We start from the raw sequence: 18,476 nt of genomic DNA, 5'->3' as shown, positions 1-18,476 counted from the left end.
GCAGAAACGGGCGTTACGAAAAAGTCGTAACGCGCTGGGATATCAGACGAACTGGCAGGCTTGCTCAAGACTCAAGCGGGGCAAACGGGGAGGAAGTTTATCCGGGATGCCATAGCCCAGATTAATTAACAGATTCGCCTGCCAGGTGGTATCGGCAAAAAAGGCATCGTTAACTTTTAGCGGATCGAAGCCCGACATGGGTCCCGCATCCAGCCCCAGCGCTCGGGCTGCCAGAATTAGATAGCCTGCCTGTAAGCTACTGTTGCGAAACGCCGTCTCTTTGACTAAATCTGGCGTGTTAGTAAACCAGTTACGCGCATCGGCATGTTGAAACAGCATCGTCAGATGCTGATAAAACTCGCTGTCCCAGGCAATAATAACGGTGACCGGTGCGCTCATTGTTTTCTCAAGATTGCCGGACGCCAGCGCCGGTTTCAGCTTTTCTTTCCCCTCGGCTGAGGTGACAAAAACGAAGCGTCCCGGGGAGCAGTTTGCTGAAGTTGGGGCCAGGGCAACGAGCTGGTAGAGCTGTTCCAGCAGGGCCTGTTCGACCGGTTTTTGCTGCCAGTGATTATGGGTGCGGGCGTGGTAAAAAAGGGTGTCTAGCGCTGCATTATCAAGCGATGTAGTCATATAACTCTCCAGGGAAAACATCCAGTATTCGACCTATACGGTGAGTTCACGTTTTTGGATGCGTTTCAGCCCGTCTCATTGCGTGATGTGCTTGTCGACGTCCAGCTGAAAATACGGCTTCATAACATCCAACCCTACAATAATCTACGCCACAACAACCAATAAGCAACACATGACGCGTTGGCCCGTAAACGGCGACGGCTTCGTTTTACCGGGCCGCTTACGGGCCATGTGCAGTGTTATTTGCCGATACAGAAACTGGAGAAAATTCGCCCCAGCAAATCGTCTGACGTAAATTCACCAGTGATTTCGCTAAGCGCCTGCTGCGCAAGACGCAGTTCTTCTGCCAGCAACTCGCCAGCCCAGGCACCCAACAGTTGGGATTTGCCCTGTTCAAGATGCGTAGCGGCAAGCTCCAGTGCCTGCAAATGGCGGCGACGAGCCAGGAAACCGCCTTCCATATTATCGGCAAAGCCCATGGTCTGTTTCAGATGGTCACGCAGTGTATCCAGGCCTTCGCTGGTTCGGGCTGACAGCCTGATGAGCGCGTGGCCATTCGCGTTGGTCAGTCCCCGTGCTTCACCGGTGATGTCCGCCTTATTGCGTACGACGGTAATCGGCAACTGAGGCGGGAGACGCGCGACAAAATCCGGCCAGATCTCCGCGGGCTCGGTTGCGTCCGTCGTTGTGCCGTCCACCATAAAAAGCACCCTGTCGGCCTGTTCGATTTCATGCCAGGCGCGTTCAATACCAATACGTTCCACTTCATCGCTGGCCTCACGCAACCCTGCGGTATCAATGATATGCAACGGCATACCGTCAATATGAATATGCTCACGCAGCACATCGCGCGTTGTGCCGGCAATATCCGTCACGATGGCCGCCTCACGACCGGCAAGCGCATTCAGCAGGCTGGATTTTCCTGCGTTGGGGCGGCCGGCAATCACCACCTTCATGCCTTCGCGCAACAGGCTGCCCTGTTTGGCTTCGGCACGCACGGCATCAAGATCGCTGATGACCGTATTCAACTGCCCTTCGATTTTGCCGTCAGACAGAAAATCGATCTCCTCATCGGGGAAATCAATGGCCGCCTCAACATAGATACGCAGGTGCGTCAGGGCTTCTACAAGATGATTAATGCGAACAGAGAAGGCTCCCTGCAGCGAGTTGACCGCCGAGCGTGCCGCCTGTTCTGAGCTGGCATCAATCAGGTCGGCAATCGCTTCTGCCTGGGCTAAATCGAGTTTATCGTTAAGGAAAGCACGCTCAGAGAATTCGCCCGGTTGGGCAATGCGCAGGCCGGGCAGCGCCACAATACGTTTCAGCAGCAGATCCAGAATCACCGGGCCGCCGTGGCCCTGTAACTCCAGCACGTCTTCACCGGTAAAAGAGTGAGGGCCGGGAAACCATAGCGCGATTCCCTGATCCAGCACGCTACCGTCACTATCGTTAAACGATAAATAGTCGGCGTAACGCGGTTTGGGCAGTTTACCCAGTATCTGCTGGGCAACCTCTGCGGCTCGCGGACCGGAAATGCGCAAAATGCCAACGCCGCCCCGTCCGGGCGGGGTTGCCTGAGCAACAATGGTATCGCTATGGCTCATAAATTCTCTCTCACTACAAAAAACAAAGGCGGTCGCTTTGACCGCCTGAGCATAACCGTATTTATCGCGGGAAACCTCCCGCGACGGTCTTACGCTTTCTTCTTGTCGCGACTGTGTAAGCCACGTTTTTCCAGGCCGCGATAAATCAGCTGCTGCTGGAGAATGGTTACCAGGTTACTGACGATGTAGTACAGCACCAGACCTGACGGGAACCACAGGAAGAACACGGTGAAAATCACAGGCATGTACGTCATGATCTTCTGCTGCATCGGATCGGTCACGGTGGTTGGTGACATCTTCTGAATGAAGAACATGGTGATACCCATCAGAATCGGCAGGATATAGTACGGATCCTGTGCTGACAGATCGTGTATCCACAATATAAACGGCGCATGACGCAGTTCTACCGAGCCAGACAGCATGTAGTACAGGGCAAGGAAGATAGGCATCTGAATGACCAGCGGCAAGCAGCCACCCAGCGGATTCACTTTTTCTGCCTTATACAGCGCCATCATCTCCTGGCTCTGCTTCTGCTTATCGTCACCTAAACGCTCACGCATCGCCTGAATCTTCGGCTGCAGCATGCGCATTTTCGCCATCGAGGTGTACTGCGCTTTTGTCAGCGGGTACATGATGCCACGCACGATGAACGTGATAATGATGATGGAGAAGCCCCAGTTACCGATAAAGCTGTGAATGAACTTCAACAGTTTAAACAGTGGCTGAGAGATGAACCATAACCAACCGTAGTCAACCGTCAGGTCAAGGTGAGGCGCAATCGCGGCCATCTTGTCCTGGATTTCCGGCCCTACCCACAGCGTGGCATCCAGCGTCTGTTGCGCACCTGGTGCGACGGTTACCGGCGCAGATTTATAGCCGATTGCAGCAACGCCATTACCCAGATTGCTGGTATAAAGCGTGTTTGTCCCCTGTGTGCGCGGTACCCATGCGGTCGCGAAATACTGCTGCAACATTGCCACCCAGCCATTGCTGGTGGTGGTATTGAGGTTTTCGTTATCGGCGATGGTATCGAACTTAATCTTTTCGTATTTCGATTCGCTGGTGGAGTAAGCCGTTCCGCGGAAGGTGTGCAACGCAAAGTTGTTGCTGCCGGTATCACGGTGCTTAGGCAAATCGATCGTCTGTTTTAACTGACCAAACATCGACAATTCCAGCGGCTGCTGGCTGGTATTGTTAATGTTGTAGTCAACGTTAACCGCATAGTCGCCACGCTTGAACACGAATGTCTTGGTGTAAACAACGCCGTTTTCAGCGGTGAACGTCATCGGAACACGCAGTTCGCTCTGACCCTCAGCCAGTTCGAAGTGATCCTGAGCCGTGTTATACAGCGGACGCGCACCATTATTCGGGTTGTCCGGACCATTACGGCCGGTTAAACCACTTTGCGCCTGGTAAACAAACGACGGTGTGGTTTCCAGCAGCTCAAACGGCTTGTCAGAACCCAACTTATCCGGGTAAGTCAGCAGTTGAGCCTGGTCAACATCGCCACCGCGGGTGTTGATCGTTAATGACAGGACATCAGTCTTAACGGTGATCGTTTTACCCTGGCCGCTGGCCGGTACACCCTGGCCTGCAGCATCACCGGCTGCACTGTTTGTGTTCTGCGTGGTCTGGGTCTGCAAAGGCTTCGGAGCATGGTCCGTCTGCCAGGCTTGCCAGATCATGAAAGACACGAACAGAAAAGCGATGAGAAAGAGATTGCGTTGCGAATCCATCGTTAATGTTCTCTGGTATCAAAGGTTTTTGGCGGCACAGGATCGTCACCACCCGGGTTCAAAGGGTGGCATTTTAATACGCGTTTTAAAGTCAACCAACTGCCTTTTATCAACCCAAACCTGCGCAAGGCCTCAATTCCGTATTGAGAGCAGGTCGGATGAAACCGACAGTGTGGCCCCAGTAATGGACTGATGCCGCGTTGATAGACGCGTATCAGGACGATCAGGAACCGCGCGCCAGGCGACAGTGACGACGCCATAATTTCTCCAACGCTTCCGCCAACATACGGTTATCGAGATCGGCAACACCCTTCTTCGCAACCACCACAAAGTCCATCGACGGCAATTCATGTTGACGCAGGCGAAAGCTTTCGCGGGTCAATCGCTTGATCCGGTTGCGTTCGTGAGCGCGTTTCACATGTTTTTTCGCGACGGTCAGACCGATGCGGGGATACCCCAGCGCGTTAAGGCGGCCGAGAATAGTAATTTGCGGCGTGCCAGCCCGTTGTGGCTGCTGAAAGACGAAAGTGAAATGAGTGGGAGTTAACAAACGTAACTCCCTGGGAAATGCGAGCTTACCCATCAGGGTTAGCTTTATTACTTAGAAACGGTCAGACGAGCGCGGCCTTTAGCACGACGACGTGCCAGAACCTGACGACCATTTTTAGTAGCCATACGAGCACGGAAGCCGTGTGAACGGTTGCGCTTCAGTACGGACGGTTGAAAAGTGCGTTTCATGGCGATTTCTACCTAAACTTGAAAATTTTCACTGGGTGACGCGTTTCCGGACCAAAAAACAGACCGACGCCTCAATGTGTCTTTAATAAAGAGGCGGGATTGTAATAATTGTACAGTCCCGAGTCAATTTACTTCGCTTGTCGCGGTACCAGATAACCCGGATACAGCCCGCTGAGTCCGGGCATTGAGCTTTACGCGACAACGCCGGGGGAAGAATTATACGGGGTCTGCGTTAAAGCGCAAGGATCGCGCAGGATCTTATTGCGATCGATCTGCCGCAGGCGCAGACAAAAACGAGAGATCGTCCGAAAAATTGAATCATTCAGCGCGATCCCAGGTGGTTTTTTCTGCCACAGGCGTAGACTTTCCTTCGCGTTCATGTCCTGTGGATAAAAAGGATAAAAACTGTGTAGAAAGGGAAGATCTCTGTCGCGCTTTGCGCTATGATCCGCCCTTCCTCTGACGATCCTCTAATGATTGCAGGATGGAAAACCGCTGATAGCGGTCGCAGGCGCTTTCTTTCGTCTGTGTCAAAATGAACGTTTCTTAGATTAGCACCTACTTTTCTTATCGAATTTGTACGAGTGGAGTCCGCCGTGTCACTTACGCTTTGGCAACAGTGTCTTGCCCGTTTGCAGGATGAGCTTCCTGCCACCGAATTCAGCATGTGGATCCGTCCACTTCAGGCTGAATTAAACGACAATACGCTTGCCTTATATGCTCCTAACCGCTTCGTACTCGACTGGGTTCGGGATAAATACCTCAACAGCATCAATGCACTACTGAATGAGTTCTGCGGTGCGAATGTACCTCTGTTGCGTTTTGAGGTGGGCACGCGCCCGGTTCAACAAGCCGCAGCGGTCAGTCAGCCAGCGATGGCCAGCGTCAGCGCGCCGGCTGCACCGGTTCAAAACCGTCCGGCACCGGCACAAATTGTCCGCCCAAGCTGGGACAACGTCCCTGCGCCTGCGGATGTCACTTATCGCTCTAACGTTAATAATCGTCATAACTTCGATAACTTTGTTGAAGGTAAATCGAACCAGCTGGCACGCGCGGCGGCACGTCAGGTGGCTGATAACCCTGGCGGCGCCTACAACCCACTGTTTCTTTATGGCGGTACGGGCCTGGGGAAAACCCACCTGTTGCATGCAGTCGGCAACGGCATTATTGCGCGTAAACCCAATGCCAAAGTGGTTTATATGCACTCTGAGCGCTTTGTGCAGGACATGGTTAAAGCGCTGCAAAATAATGCTATAGAAGAGTTTAAGCGCTATTACCGTTCGGTTGACGCCCTGCTGATCGATGACATTCAGTTCTTTGCCAACAAAGAGCGTTCTCAGGAAGAGTTTTTCCACACCTTTAATGCGCTGTTAGAAGGCAATCAGCAGATCATCCTGACCTCGGATCGTTATCCAAAAGAGATCAACGGTGTTGAAGATCGTCTGAAGTCGCGATTTGGCTGGGGCTTAACGGTGGCGATCGAGCCGCCGGAACTGGAAACACGCGTTGCGATCCTGATGAAAAAGGCGGATGAAAACGATATCCGCCTGCCGGGCGAAGTGGCTTTCTTTATTGCCAAGCGTTTACGCTCTAACGTCCGTGAGCTGGAAGGGGCATTGAACAGGGTTATTGCCAACGCCAACTTTACCGGCCGGGCAATTACCATCGACTTCGTTCGTGAAGCACTGCGGGATCTGCTGGCCCTGCAGGAGAAGCTGGTCACTATTGATAATATTCAGAAGACCGTTGCTGAGTACTACAAAATTAAAGTCGCTGACCTGCTTTCTAAGCGCCGCTCGCGCTCGGTAGCGCGTCCGCGTCAAATGGCGATGGCGATGGCTAAAGAGCTGACTAACCACAGTTTGCCGGAGATCGGCGACGCTTTTGGTGGTCGCGACCATACCACGGTACTTCACGCTTGCCGTAAGATTGAGCAACTGCGTGAAGAAAGCCACGACATCAAAGAAGATTTCTCAAATCTCATCAGAACATTATCTTCGTGACGCTATGAAATTTATTGTTGAACGTGAACAGTTGCTAAAGCCGCTGCAGCAAGTCAGCGGTCCGCTAGGCGGTCGCCCGACGTTGCCTATCCTCGGCAATCTGCTGATGCAGGTTAATGAAGGATCGTTGTTACTGACCGGCACCGATTTGGAAATGGAAATGGTTGCACGGGTTGCCTTAACCCAGCCGCACGAGACGGGTGCGACGACCGTTCCGGCACGCAAATTCCTGGATATTTGCCGTGGCCTGCCGGAAGGGGCGGAGATAAACGTGACGCTGGAAGGCGAGCGCATGTTAGTGCGTTCCGGCCGTAGCCGTTTTTCGCTCTCTACCCTGCCCGCCAGCGACTTCCCAAATCTGGATGACTGGCAGAACGAGGTGGAATTCACCCTGCCTCAGGCCACGCTAAAACGCCTGATCGAAGCCACGCAGTTCTCTATGGCCCATCAGGACGTACGCTACTACCTGAACGGCATGATGTTTGAGACGGAAGGCGAAGAGCTGCGTACGGTCGCCACCGACGGTCACCGTCTGGCGGTCTGCTCCATGCCCATTGGCCAGGCGCTTCCCAGCCATTCAGTCATTGTGCCGCGTAAAGGGGTTATCGAGCTGTTACGCCTGCTGGACGGCGGTGATACACCGCTTCAGGTGCAGATTGGCAGCAGCAACATCCGCGCGCACGTTGGCGACTATATTTTTACCTCTAAGCTGGTGGATGGTCGCTTCCCGGATTATCGTCGGGTGCTGCCAAAAAATCCGGATAAAGCGCTGGAAGCAGGCTGCGATCTGCTCAAGCAGGCTTTTGCCCGTGCGGCGATCCTCTCTAATGAGAAATTCCGCGGTGTTCGTCTCCATATCACCGAAAATCAGCTAAAAATTACCGCTAATAATCCTGAGCAGGAAGAAGCGGAAGAGATGCTGGATGTCAGCTATACCGGCAGCGAGCTGGAAATCGGCTTCAACGTCAGTTACGTACTGGATGTGCTGAATGCACTTAAGTGCGAGAATGTCCGCCTGCTGCTGACGGATTCCGTTTCGAGCGTGCAGATTGAAGATGTGGTGAGTCCGGCAGCGGCCTATGTCGTCATGCCGATGCGTCTGTAGCACACGGGCTTTATTCGGGCAGTGCACCTGTCACGTACGCTGTATGCGTCAGGCGCACTGCCCGTGCGAAAAGGTGCGGTGCCGTTGACGTCCTTACTCACTGAGATTCGATAAACCTCATTTGCCCTTCACGCTGGATTGATTCATGGCTTTAACCCGCCTGCTGATAAAAGATTTTCGTAATATTGAACAGGCCGACTTAGCGTTAGCGCCAGGATTTAACTTTCTGGTAGGGGCGAATGGTAGCGGTAAAACCAGCGTGCTGGAGGCGATTTACACACTGGGTCACGGCCGTGCTTTCCGCAGTTTGCAGGCCGGCCGGGTAATTCGCCACGATCAGGCTGCATTTGTGCTGCACGGCAGGCTGGAAGGCCAGGAACGTGAGTTTTCGGTCGGGCTCAGTAAAAATCGCGCTGGCGAAAGCAAAGTGCGTATTGATGGCAGCGATGGCCACAAAGTCGCTGAGCTGGCACAGTTGCTGCCAATGCAGTTGATCACGCCGGAAGGTTTTACCTTACTCAACGGCGGTCCCAAATATCGTAGAGCCTATGTCGACTGGGGCTGCTTTCATAACACACCCGGTTTTTTTAATGCCTGGAGCAATCTGCGACGCCTGCTTAAGCAACGCAATGCGGCGTTGCGCCAGGTAACGCGCTACAGCCAGATTCGTCCCTGGGATCAGGAGCTGGTGCCGCTGGCGGAGCAAATCAGCCAGTGGCGCGCCGACTACAGCGCAGCCATCTCGGCCGAAATTGTCACCACCTGTGCACAGTTCCTGCCCGAATGTGATCTGCGTTTTTCGTTCCAGCGCGGCTGGGACAAAGAAAGCGATTATGCCGAGTTGCTTGAGCGCAACTTCGAACGCGATCGCGCCCTGACTTATACCGCCAGCGGCCCGCACAAAGCGGATTTTCGTATTCGTGCCGAGGGCACGCCGGTGGAAGATTTACTCTCACGCGGTCAGCTTAAACTGCTGATGTGCGCATTGCGTCTGGCACAGGGCGAGTTCCTGACCCGCCAGAGCGGACGCCGCTGTGTTTACCTCATTGATGACTTTGCTTCTGAACTGGATGACAGCCGTCGCCGCCTGCTGGCGGAACGACTTAAAGCAACCCAGGCACAGGTTTTTGTCAGCGCCATCTCGTCAGAGCATGTAATCGACATGACTGACGAAAAGGGCAAGATGTTCCGCGTGGAACAGGGTAAAATAGCGGTTCAACCTAAAGATTAAATGAGCGAGAAACGTTGATGTCGAATTCTTATGACTCTTCAAGTATCAAAGTCCTGAAAGGGCTTGATGCGGTACGCAAACGCCCGGGCATGTACATCGGCGATACCGATGACGGAACCGGTCTGCATCACATGGTATTCGAGGTCGTGGATAACGCAATCGACGAAGCGCTCGCCGGTCACTGTAAAGATATTGTCGTGACAATCCATGCCGATAATTCGGTTTCCGTTCAGGATGACGGACGCGGAATTCCTACCGGTATCCACGAAGAAGAAGGTGTGTCGGCGGCTGAAGTTATCATGACCGTGCTGCACGCTGGCGGTAAGTTTGACGACAACTCCTATAAAGTGTCTGGCGGCCTGCACGGCGTAGGTGTTTCCGTTGTGAACGCCCTGTCCCAGAAACTGGAACTGACCATTCGTCGTGAAGGCAAAGTGCACCAGCAGATTTATCTGCACGGCGTACCTGAAGCGCCGCTGGCGGTTACGGGAGATACCGATGCAACCGGTACCCGCATTCGTTTCTGGCCAAGCCATGACACCTTCACCAACGTTACCGATTTCGAATACGACATTCTGGCCAAACGCCTGCGCGAACTGTCCTTCCTGAACTCTGGCGTATCGATTCGTCTGGAAGACAAGCGTGATGCAAGAAACGACCACTTTCACTACGAAGGTGGTATCCGCGCCTTTGTTGAGTACCTGAATAAAAACAAAACGCCTATTCACCCAACCGTATTCTATTTCTCAACCGAGAAAGACGGCATTGGCGTGGAAGTCGCACTGCAGTGGAATGACGGCTTCCAGGAGAACATCTACTGCTTCACGAACAATATTCCACAGCGCGACGGCGGTACACACCTTGCGGGTTTCCGCGCCGCGATGACGCGTACGCTGAATGCCTACATGGATAAAGAAGGCTACAGCAAAAAAGCCAAAGTCAGCGCGACCGGTGACGATGCCCGTGAAGGTCTGATTGCGGTCGTGTCGGTCAAAGTGCCGGACCCGAAATTCTCTTCACAGACCAAAGACAAACTGGTTTCTTCAGAAGTGAAATCGGCCGTTGAGCAGCAAATGAATGAACTGCTGGCTGAATATCTGCTGGAAAATCCGGGCGATGCAAAAATCGTTGTGGGCAAAATTATTGACGCCGCACGCGCTCGTGAAGCCGCACGCCGTGCCCGTGAGATGACCCGCCGTAAAGGCGCTCTGGATCTTGCTGGCCTGCCAGGCAAACTGGCGGACTGCCAGGAGCGCGACCCGGCGCTGTCAGAAATTTACCTGGTGGAGGGTGACTCTGCTGGCGGTTCTGCCAAGCAAGGCCGCAACCGTAAGAATCAGGCCATTCTGCCGCTGAAAGGTAAGATCCTGAACGTTGAGAAGGCGCGTTTCGATAAGATGCTGGCTTCTCAGGAAGTCGCCACGTTGATTACCGCGCTGGGCTGTGGCATCGGCCGCGATGAATACAATCCGGATAAACTGCGTTACCACAGCATCATCATCATGACCGATGCGGACGTCGACGGCTCCCACATTCGTACACTGCTGTTGACCTTCTTCTATCGTCAGATGCCAGAGATTATCGAGCGTGGTCACGTGTATATCGCGCAGCCGCCGCTGTATAAGGTGAAAAAAGGTAAGCAGGAGCAATACATCAAGGATGACGAAGCCATGCTGCAGTACCAGATTGCTATCGCCCTTGACGGTACCTCGCTGCATACCACCGCCAGCGCACCCGCGCTAGGCGGCGAACCGCTGGAAACACTGGTCGCTGAATTCAACAGCACTCAGAAGATGATCAAACGCATGGAGCGTCGTTATCCGATGGCCATGCTGCGTGCGCTGATTTATCACGACACACTGAGCGATATCAGCAACGAAGCGCAGGTGACCAGTTGGATCAACGGTCTGGTTAGCTACCTGACAGCACGCGAGGCGCACGGCAGTACCTATCTGGCCCAGGTGCGTGAGAACCGTGAGCAGAATGTCTTTGAGCCGGTTTTACGCGTTCGTACACATGGAGTGGACACGGATTATCCTCTGGATGCCGAGTTCCTGCAGGGTGGCGAATACCGCAAGATCTGTGCACTGGGCGGCAAGCTTCGCGGCCTGCTTGAAGAAGATGCCTATATCGAACGTGGCGAACGCCGTCAGCCTGTCAGCAGTTTTGAACAGGCGATTGACTGGCTGGAGAAAGAGTCACGTCGCGGCCTGTCAGTGCAGCGATATAAAGGTCTGGGCGAAATGAACCCAGAGCAGCTGTGGGAAACCACCATGGATCCGGACAGCCGCCGTATGTTACGCGTGACCATCAAAGATGCGATTGCCGCCGATCAGCTGTTCACCACGTTAATGGGTGACGCGGTTGAACCGCGCCGCGCCTTCATTGAAGAGAATGCGCTGAAAGCTGCAAATATTGATATCTAATCGCCCTGCGACAGACAAAACCCTTCCCACCGGAAGGGTTTTTTTTTGCCCGATACGTCTGACTGCCCTGCGCGGGGCAGAACCCGCTGCAACACGATAATGGTTTACGCGTGCTGTAAAGCGTCGACAAACTGGTCAATGTGAGCTGAATCGCGCTAGCATTGCAGTAAACCCGACACAACGAGGATGCTATGGCTATAAAACTGATCGCAATTGATATGGACGGCACGCTGCTTAATCCGCAGCATGAGATCACACCTGCGGTAAAAACCGCCCTGAACCGCGCCCGGGAAAAAGGGGTGTCCATTGTGTTAGCGACCGGCAGGCCTTTCGTTGGCATTGAGCGTTATCTGAAGGAGCTTGATCTGCAGGCTCACGGACAGTACTGCATCAGCAATAATGGCGCACTGGTTCATCAGGCCGAAGATGGCGAGGTCGTGGCGGATGTGACGCTGGGCTTTGACGATTATTTGTATGTCGAGAAGCTGGCGCGAGAACTGGGCGTACATTTTCAGGCCTTTGATAAATCCCACCTCTATACGCCAAACAAAGACATCAGCGAATTCACTATTCACGAAGCCAGCCTGACCGGTATTCCGGTACGTTATCGCGCAGTAGAAGAGATGGATCCCGCCACGCGTTTCCCGAAACTGATGATGATTGATAAACCCGGCCTGCTTGATGCGGCGATTGCAAAACTGCCTGAGCAGGCGCATCAGACTTACACCATCCTGAAAAGTGCGCCTTATTACCTGGAGATTCTCGATCGCCGGGTGAACAAAGGCTATGGCGTAAAAATGCTGGCAGAAAAACTGGGCCTGAAAGCGGAAGACGTCATGGCGATAGGCGATCAGGAAAACGATCTGGCCATGATTGACTACGCGGGCACTGGCGTGGCGATGGGCAATGCAATTGAGTCGGTGAAGAAAATTGCCCAGTTTATTACCAAAACCAACAGGGAAGATGGCGTCGCGCACGCGATTGAAAAATGGGTACTTTAATTCTTTCCTGACGCAGGATGAAACGGCGAGTGAAAGCACCTGACGCTGCCGTTTCATCGGTAAATACGCGCGTAACTTGTCTGAATATTACCGCTCACTGGATTTTGTCATGTCTGAAAAACAGATCACATTTGCATCACGCCATCATCAGTTGACTAACATCAACGTCTGGACAGCCGACAGCCAGTGGCTGGCATTTGATGTGCGGCCCTCCGGTGCCTCTTTTACCAGCCAGACCATTGAGCGGGTCAATGTGAACACCGGCGACGTGGAGGTGTTATATCTGGCAAGGGATGGCGCGCACGTCGGGGTTGTCACCGTGAGTCCGACATTGCCCCCACGTTACGTTTGTATTCATGGGCCTGAACATCCCGATGACAACTGGCAGTACGATTTTCATCATCGCCGTGGCGTGATCGTTGAAAAGGGTCAGGCAGAAAATCTGGATGCATGTGACATTACTCCGCCCTTTACTGCCGGAGCCTTGCGGGGCGGCTCCCACGTACATGTTTTTAGCCCGGACGGGACACGTCTCAGTTTCACCTATAACGATCATGTGTTGCACGAACGGGATCGGCGCCTCGACCTGCGTAACGTTGGCGTCGCCGTTCCCCTGCGGGCGGTTACGCCAGAAAAGCAGCACCCACGAGAATATGACGGTAGCCATTTTTGTGTGTTGGTCAGTGAAACCCACGTCAATCCGCAGCCGGGCAGCGATCAGATCAGTCGGGCATATGAAGAGGGATGGATTGGCAACCAAGGCTATCAAAAACCTGACGGTAGCTGGCAGCGCTGGGCCATCGCCTTTACAGGCGATACCCTTTCCGCTTCAGGCGAAAAGTGCCCTGAGGTGTTCGTGGTCGATCTGCCAGAGAAGCTGGAAGACTTCGCAAAACCCGGCTTTTTCCCGCTGGAAGGTAGCAGCGATCGTTTACCGGCTCCACCCGCTGGCGTCCGGCAACGTCGAATAACGACTACCCGGGGCCTGGCATCACAGCCTCGTCACTGGTTGCGCAGCTCGCCAGACGGCAGCAAAATTGCGTTTTTGATGGCGGATAACCAGCAGGTCATCCAGCTCTGGGTCGTGTCGCCCAATGGCGGCGAACCACATCAGGTGACCCGGCTTACCCACAGTATTCAGTCGGCGTTTAGCTGGCAGCCTCGCGGCGAAGCCATTGCCTTTATCAGCGACAACAGCGTTATGCGCTGCCATGTGGTAACGGGCGAGTGTGAGCGTTTAACGGTGCGAAGCAGTGAAGCACCGTCTGGTGATGCGGTCGTCTGGTCACCAGACGGGAAGCAGATTGCCTTCATGCGTGAGATTGAGGGCTGGCGACAGTTGTTTACCGTTGCGGTTGCATAGTGGGCATGGGCTGGGCATGCGCCAGATTTTCTTCAGTGTGCGCCAGCTTTTCGCTCTGCAGCACCCGAGCGCGCGGAGAGTCCAGGCTTTGGTCGCTGTCACTGCGATAGTAGTCCCATGGCAATAACAGCGTATCCATGACCGCAGAAAACGGCAGGTCAACCAGGGCCAGCGGCTTAAGCGCCCAACTGGTGTTACTGTCGGTCAGAATATCCGCGCTGGCGCGCGTGCCCGGATAATAGCCCTGGCTTGCTCCGGTATGCGACATCACGCTCGAACAGCCGCTTGAAACGACTGCGCAGCACATAACGCCAGCCAGCGGTAACCTTTTCATCATTTTCATATCGTCATCCCTTCAGTCCTGGTCACACCTGGCTGAGTTTGGCTCGCCAGCGTACCTTCCCACCTGATAGTGAAGTCCGTTCTGGTCCGGCAATCTACCCCTGAGTGTATGTCATTTCACCGATTTGGCGAAAAAATTACGCACAGGCCCTTGAAAGGATGTTGTCCGCACCCATTTTTATAGCAGGCCGTTAAGGTTGCCGCCGTAAGGGGCAATGCGGTACGACACAACCTGTCCAATGGTGGAAGGTTGCCAAAACTTGCTGACATTCAGGAGTATTTTTATGCGTAACTTTGATCTGTCTCCACTTTATCGCTCTGCTATCGGTTTTGATCGCCTGTTCAACCTGCTTGAGTCCAATCAAAATCAGAGCAATGGCGGTTATCCTCCTTATAATGTCGAACTGGTTGATGAAAACCATTATCGCATTACCATTGCGGTGGCCGGCTTTGCCCAGAGTGAACTTGATATTACTGCCCACGACAACGTGCTGATCGTGCGCGGTGCCCACCCAGAAGAGCAGACTGAACGTAAGTATCTCTACCAGGGCATCGCCGAGCGTAATTTCGAGCGCAAGTTCCAGCTGGCTGACCATATCGTCGTACGCGATGCGCGTCTGGAAAATGGTCTGTTAAGCATCGATCTCGAGCGCCTGGTGCCTGAAGAAGCGAAACCTCGCCGGATTGAAATTCTGAAATAAAGCGGCCGTAATGGCTACGTCATTTTGAGAACGGCCACAGCCTACGTGCTGTGGCCGTTTTTTATGGATGCGATAGCACTAACGCGTCACTGAGAAGCGCCGCGGTCAGGGAAACTGACTGAAAATCAGGAGAACGCGCTAAATAAGGCAGCAATACAACCGCCCTGAACGACCAACTGCACAGAAATCAGTGTTGAATCTGCGCCAGTTCTTCCTCGCTCAGGCCTGTCATTTTCATTATGGTGTAAAGATCGAGACCATTCTGTAGCATAGTTCGCGCGACTTCACGTTTCCCTTCATCGCGGCCTCTCTGAATACCTTGCTCAAGGCCTTTCTGAATCCCTTTTTGTTCAAGCTGCTGTGCAATGGTCATTAGCGCGTCTCCATGTTGCGGCACCCGCAGGGCGAGTTCCTGAATGAAAGCCTCGACGGCCGGGGTTTCCCCCGCCTGCATGATATAATGTACCAATGATACGACCTGTGATGATGAAAGATAACCTGACAGCAGCACAGGAACAAGCCTGTCCATCAGATCGGCGAGATCGCGCTGATGGATATGCTTTTGTAACAGCGTCAGCGCAGCCATACTGCGATGGCCCGCTATTTCGTCATCCGATATTACCGTGACATCAACCAGCGGAAAGCGGGTGCTGTACAATTTACCGGCCAGCGCGGGATGGGTAAATTCATCCAGCCAACAGGTGGAATAAGGATATGGCCTGCGTCTCCCCATATAAAACAGTACGGGTATCACCAGCGGCAAGGCTTTATGGCCAGCTTCGAGATGGCGCTGCATTGCCGCTACCGCGTAGCGCAGGAGCCTGAACGCCATATGTTTATCGGGTGAAGACTGATGCTCGATCAACACATGAACATAACCCTCACCGCCTGCGGTTTTCAGGCTGTAAAGCACATCGCTAAAATATTGACGAAGATCCGCTTCGACAAAAGAACCTGACTCCAGCTTTAACGTATTGAGATCACAAACAGCGCGCAGCTCTTCAGGGAGATGAATATCCATAAAATCGCGGGCAATTTCGGGCTGGGTTAAAAATTGCCGGAAAGTCGCATCGTGCGGTGTTGGCGTAGTGTTTTTTTTCATCACATCCGGCCTGTGAATGATAATAAGCACAGCTCCCCGGCCCGGAAGTAACGTTTGAGGCTGAGGAAATCGTGCAATTTTTTTGGTCTTTCATTGCCTTGGTGGATTGATACTTTCATCTCCCCGGCGGGCTGTCCAGGCTAATTATTTTTTCTGAGGAGTGCGTTCCATATTTATGCCTGCTGACCCGTCATTAATAAATATAATGCCGCGCCGACTTCTATATTTAAACGCCCTACCAATGAAAATAATGACCACTCATGTGTGATAACCAATCATTTTATATGCTTCACGTAAAAACACGCATGCAATAACATCCCCTTCAACCCTGGCCATTCTCATCACTTATTTTCCTTAAAAATTTTCCTATAACATTTCATCACCTATACACTCACACAGGATTAAATTTATTTTTATAAATCATGCTGACCAAAAACGCTTAGCGATAAACTTAACCGTAACGACAGATTAGAATATAACGTTACACGACGATGCATTAAATACTCTTTCCAACATGTAAGGAGTCTCTTAATGGCTATAACCCGACGCTTTATATTACAGGCCGGCGGTGCGCTGAGTGCGCTAACGGTTTTTAACGCCCTCAGCAGCACACCTTTTAGCTCAGGAGAAAAACAACCTGTATTGAGCGTTCCCGAAGGCAGCGTGGACTGCCATATGCACCTTTATAACGATAAATACCCTGCTGCGCCCAGTGCCAGCTTACGGCCCGCCAATGCCTCTCTTGCCGACTACCACCAGTTACAAACCCGGCTGGGACTTCACCGCATGGTCATTGTCACACCTTCGACCTACGGCACAGATAACCGGCTTTTAATTGAGGGTCTCAGGCAGAGTGGTGGACAGGCAAGGGGCGTGGCCGTTGTCGACGCTTCGGTGAGTGATGCAGAGCTACAAGAAATGGACCGGCAGGGCGTGCGTGGTATCCGTTTTAATTTGAGCAGAGGGGGAACCTCTCTGGACAGTCTGGAGCCTCTTGCTTCTCGAATCGCACCACTGGGATGGCATATTCAGGTTGTTGCGCCCGGTGAAAAACTGGCTGAGCTGGCATCGCGCCTGAGAGCATTGCCGACAAAGCTGGTTATCGATCACATGGGACATGTTCCGCAACCCGAGGGGACAAAAGCGCCGTGTTTCCAGACATTAACCCGTCTTCTTGACGCGGGTAATACCTGGATAAAACTGTCTGGACCCTATATCAAGTCGCGCATCGGACCACCGGGTTATGAGGATGTCGGCCAGGTCGCTGCGGAACTGGTAAGGCGCCGGCCAGACCGCCTGTTATGGGGAAGTGACTGGCCCCATCCGACAAAAGCAGAAAATGATAAGCCCGATGATGCCGCTATGCTCGATTTACTGGCGCACTGGGCACCTTCGTCTGCGGACAGGTTGTTGATTTTGCGCGATAATCCATCAGATCTCTATGGCTTTGATCATCACGCCCACGGATAAACAATCAGAAAATGAGGTTGTATGCTCGTCAGAGGCCTGCAACCTCAGCCTGATACTTTAGATCTGCGGGCGCATAAACCACCGCTGCCTGATCATGCCACCAAACATATTCACCAGCAGGCCGACAATAATGACCGCAGCGCCGACAACCTGCTGGAGTGACAGCGTTTCGTTCAACAACAAGGCTGCACTGACGATTCCAACAACCGGAACCAGCAGAGAAAGCGGTGCCACGCGCCAGGTTTCATAACGGCTAAGCAGCGTACTCCAGATGCCATAGCCCAAAATAGTCGCGATAAAGGCCAGATAAACGAGCGCCAGTACCGTCTGCAGGTTAATCTGCGCCAGGCTACTGACTATCGCGGCTTTACCGTCGAACAGCAGCGAACAGCCAATAAAGGGGATAACCGGGACCAGTGCGCTCCAGACCACCAGCGACATCACCGGCACCGGATAGTGACGCGTAATGATCTTATTCGTGATGTTCCCCAGCCCCCAGGAGAATGCCGCTGCCAGCATAAGCATCATCGTAGTGAGCGTAATACCAGCCGCACTCTGGCCCACCATTCCTGAGGTCGCTAACAAAAAAATGCCCAGCGTGGCGATAATAATGCCCGCGATATGGTTCCAGCGGAGTTTCTCTGCCAGGAACAGCGCGCCGAGTAGCAACGTAAAGAACGCCTGGGCCTGTAGCACCAGCGAGGCCAGACCTGCGGGCATGCCCAGCTTGATCGCCAAAAACAGAAACGCAAACTGTCCAAAGCTGATGGTCATCCCGTAGAGTAAAATCCAGCGCAGTGGCACGGCAGGACGACGCACCAGCAAAATGGCAGGAAAGGCGACCAGGGCGAAACGCAGCCCGGCCAGCAGGAAGGGCGGCATATTCTGCAGGCCCAGTTTGATCACCACAAAGTTCACGCCCCAGGCAACCACCACGCACAGGGCCAACAGCATATCTTTTCCCGACACAGCACACTCCTTTTGCCCGTCTCAGGCCACAATAGCGCTGAGCTCAATCGCA

17 protein-coding genes are annotated in these 18,476 nt (G+C 53.3%); 8 read left to right on the top strand and 9 right to left on the bottom strand.

Annotation, left to right across the window (positions count from 1 at the left end):
- Positions 1–42: 42 nt before the first annotated feature.
- The 6 genes from QLG08_RS09555 to rpmH all read right to left on the bottom strand — a co-directional run bounded on the left by QLG08_RS09555 (position 43) and on the right by rpmH (position 4,711).
- Complete coding sequence (locus QLG08_RS09555) at positions 43–633, bottom strand: malonic semialdehyde reductase (RefSeq protein ID WP_014607034.1); 591 nt, start codon at positions 631–633, stop codon at positions 43–45.
- A 239-nt stretch (positions 634–872) separates the two neighbouring features.
- Positions 873–2,237 (bottom strand): tRNA uridine-5-carboxymethylaminomethyl(34) synthesis GTPase MnmE, encoded by a 1,365-nt coding sequence (gene mnmE / locus QLG08_RS09550; protein WP_013024001.1) that lies wholly within the window; start codon positions 2,235–2,237, stop codon positions 873–875.
- Between the two features lie 89 nt (positions 2,238–2,326).
- Positions 2,327–3,973: a membrane protein insertase YidC gene (gene yidC / locus QLG08_RS09545; RefSeq protein ID WP_013024000.1), complete on the bottom strand. Its 1,647-nt coding sequence runs from the start codon at positions 3,971–3,973 to the stop codon at positions 2,327–2,329.
- A 2-nt stretch (positions 3,974–3,975) separates the two neighbouring features.
- On the bottom strand, positions 3,976–4,233 hold the full coding sequence (gene yidD / locus QLG08_RS09540) for a membrane protein insertion efficiency factor YidD (protein ID WP_014607035.1): 258 nt from the start codon (positions 4,231–4,233) through the stop codon (positions 3,976–3,978).
- A complete protein-coding gene (gene rnpA / locus QLG08_RS09535) occupies positions 4,197–4,556 on the bottom strand; it encodes a ribonuclease P protein component (protein WP_013023999.1) in 360 nt (119 codons plus the stop codon). The genes yidD and rnpA overlap by 37 nt, the downstream gene beginning before the upstream one ends.
- Before the next feature lie 14 nt (positions 4,557–4,570).
- A complete protein-coding gene (gene rpmH, locus QLG08_RS09530; RefSeq protein ID WP_000831330.1) occupies positions 4,571–4,711 on the bottom strand; it encodes a 50S ribosomal protein L34 in 141 nt (46 codons plus the stop codon).
- Between the two features lie 596 nt (positions 4,712–5,307).
- Between rpmH and dnaA the strand changes: the two genes are divergently transcribed.
- From dnaA to QLG08_RS09500, 6 genes are all read left to right on the top strand, one after another.
- Entirely contained in the window at positions 5,308–6,714 is a 1,407-nt protein-coding gene (gene dnaA / locus QLG08_RS09525) for a chromosomal replication initiator protein DnaA (protein WP_014332919.1), read from the top strand.
- Between the two features lie 4 nt (positions 6,715–6,718).
- On the top strand, positions 6,719–7,819 hold the full coding sequence (gene dnaN / locus QLG08_RS09520; protein ID WP_014332920.1) for a DNA polymerase III subunit beta: 1,101 nt from the start codon (positions 6,719–6,721) through the stop codon (positions 7,817–7,819).
- Positions 7,820–7,964: 145 nt separating this feature from the next.
- Positions 7,965–9,050 (top strand): DNA replication/repair protein RecF, encoded by a 1,086-nt coding sequence (gene recF, locus QLG08_RS09515; protein WP_014332921.1) that lies wholly within the window; start codon positions 7,965–7,967, stop codon positions 9,048–9,050.
- Positions 9,051–9,067: 17 nt separating this feature from the next.
- The gene (gyrB, locus tag QLG08_RS09510) at positions 9,068–11,476 is read left to right on the top strand and encodes a DNA topoisomerase (ATP-hydrolyzing) subunit B (protein WP_014332922.1); all 2,409 of its coding nucleotides are present in this window, start codon (positions 9,068–9,070) and stop codon (positions 11,474–11,476) included.
- Between the two features lie 191 nt (positions 11,477–11,667).
- Entirely contained in the window at positions 11,668–12,477 is an 810-nt protein-coding gene (gene yidA, locus QLG08_RS09505) for a sugar-phosphatase (protein WP_013023994.1), read from the top strand.
- A 109-nt stretch (positions 12,478–12,586) separates the two neighbouring features.
- The gene (locus tag QLG08_RS09500) at positions 12,587–13,840 is read left to right on the top strand and encodes a DUF3748 domain-containing protein (RefSeq protein ID WP_105080845.1); all 1,254 of its coding nucleotides are present in this window, start codon (positions 12,587–12,589) and stop codon (positions 13,838–13,840) included.
- Here QLG08_RS09500 and QLG08_RS09495 read toward each other — a convergent pair.
- Entirely contained in the window at positions 13,821–14,183 is a 363-nt protein-coding gene (locus tag QLG08_RS09495; protein ID WP_013023991.1) for a YceK/YidQ family lipoprotein, read from the bottom strand. The two genes, QLG08_RS09500 and QLG08_RS09495, sit on opposite strands and share 20 nt — an antisense overlap.
- A gap of 283 nt (positions 14,184–14,466) precedes the next feature.
- Between QLG08_RS09495 and ibpA the strand changes: the two genes are divergently transcribed.
- Complete coding sequence (gene ibpA, locus QLG08_RS09490) at positions 14,467–14,883, top strand: small heat shock chaperone IbpA (protein ID WP_014332924.1); 417 nt, start codon at positions 14,467–14,469, stop codon at positions 14,881–14,883.
- 187 nt (positions 14,884–15,070) lie between these two features.
- On the opposite strand, the gene QLG08_RS09485 is transcribed toward ibpA, so the two are convergent.
- Complete coding sequence (locus QLG08_RS09485; RefSeq protein ID WP_014604702.1) at positions 15,071–15,985, bottom strand: Rpn family recombination-promoting nuclease/putative transposase; 915 nt, start codon at positions 15,983–15,985, stop codon at positions 15,071–15,073.
- Between the two features lie 531 nt (positions 15,986–16,516).
- Here QLG08_RS09485 and QLG08_RS09480 point away from each other — a divergent pair.
- Positions 16,517–17,455, top strand: coding sequence for an amidohydrolase family protein (locus QLG08_RS09480; protein ID WP_282472891.1), 939 nt, complete (start codon positions 16,517–16,519; stop codon positions 17,453–17,455).
- Between the two features lie 57 nt (positions 17,456–17,512).
- On the opposite strand, the gene QLG08_RS09475 is transcribed toward QLG08_RS09480, so the two are convergent.
- Positions 17,513–18,424, bottom strand: coding sequence for an O-acetylserine/cysteine exporter (locus QLG08_RS09475; RefSeq protein WP_013023987.1), 912 nt, complete (start codon positions 18,422–18,424; stop codon positions 17,513–17,515).
- Between the last annotated feature and the right edge of the window lie 52 nt (positions 18,425–18,476).

It is taken from the genome of Pantoea sp. V106_11 (assembly GCF_029967885.1).
Taxonomy (GTDB): domain Bacteria; phylum Pseudomonadota; class Gammaproteobacteria; order Enterobacterales; family Enterobacteriaceae; genus Pantoea; species Pantoea ananatis.
Note: the sequence above shows the minus strand (reverse complement) of the source record. Positions and strands in the feature narration are given on the sequence as shown.

Excerpts from the sequence above, each read along its gene's own strand:
- QLG08_RS09485 (WP_014604702.1), bottom strand. The coding sequence starts at position 15,985 with ATGAAAAAAAACACTACGCCAACACCGCACGATGCGACTTTCCGGCAA.
- rnpA (WP_013023999.1), bottom strand. The coding sequence starts at position 4,556 with ATGGGTAAGCTCGCATTTCCCAGGGAGTTACGTTTGTTAACTCCCACT.
- gyrB (WP_014332922.1), top strand. The coding sequence starts at position 9,068 with ATGTCGAATTCTTATGACTCTTCAAGTATCAAAGTCCTGAAAGGGCTT.
- yidD (WP_014607035.1), bottom strand. The coding sequence starts at position 4,233 with ATGGCGTCGTCACTGTCGCCTGGCGCGCGGTTCCTGATCGTCCTGATA.
- yidA (WP_013023994.1), top strand. The coding sequence starts at position 11,668 with ATGGCTATAAAACTGATCGCAATTGATATGGACGGCACGCTGCTTAAT.
- QLG08_RS09495 (WP_013023991.1), bottom strand. The coding sequence starts at position 14,183 with ATGAAAATGATGAAAAGGTTACCGCTGGCTGGCGTTATGTGCTGCGCA.
- yidC (WP_013024000.1), bottom strand. The coding sequence starts at position 3,973 with ATGGATTCGCAACGCAATCTCTTTCTCATCGCTTTTCTGTTCGTGTCT.
- dnaN (WP_014332920.1), top strand. The coding sequence starts at position 6,719 with ATGAAATTTATTGTTGAACGTGAACAGTTGCTAAAGCCGCTGCAGCAA.
- rpmH (WP_000831330.1), bottom strand. The coding sequence starts at position 4,711 with ATGAAACGCACTTTTCAACCGTCCGTACTGAAGCGCAACCGTTCACAC.
- QLG08_RS09480 (WP_282472891.1), top strand. The coding sequence starts at position 16,517 with ATGGCTATAACCCGACGCTTTATATTACAGGCCGGCGGTGCGCTGAGT.
- mnmE (WP_013024001.1), bottom strand. The coding sequence starts at position 2,237 with ATGAGCCATAGCGATACCATTGTTGCTCAGGCAACCCCGCCCGGACGG.
- ibpA (WP_014332924.1), top strand. The coding sequence starts at position 14,467 with ATGCGTAACTTTGATCTGTCTCCACTTTATCGCTCTGCTATCGGTTTT.
- recF (WP_014332921.1), top strand. The coding sequence starts at position 7,965 with ATGGCTTTAACCCGCCTGCTGATAAAAGATTTTCGTAATATTGAACAG.
- QLG08_RS09555 (WP_014607034.1), bottom strand. The coding sequence starts at position 633 with ATGACTACATCGCTTGATAATGCAGCGCTAGACACCCTTTTTTACCAC.
- QLG08_RS09500 (WP_105080845.1), top strand. The coding sequence starts at position 12,587 with ATGTCTGAAAAACAGATCACATTTGCATCACGCCATCATCAGTTGACT.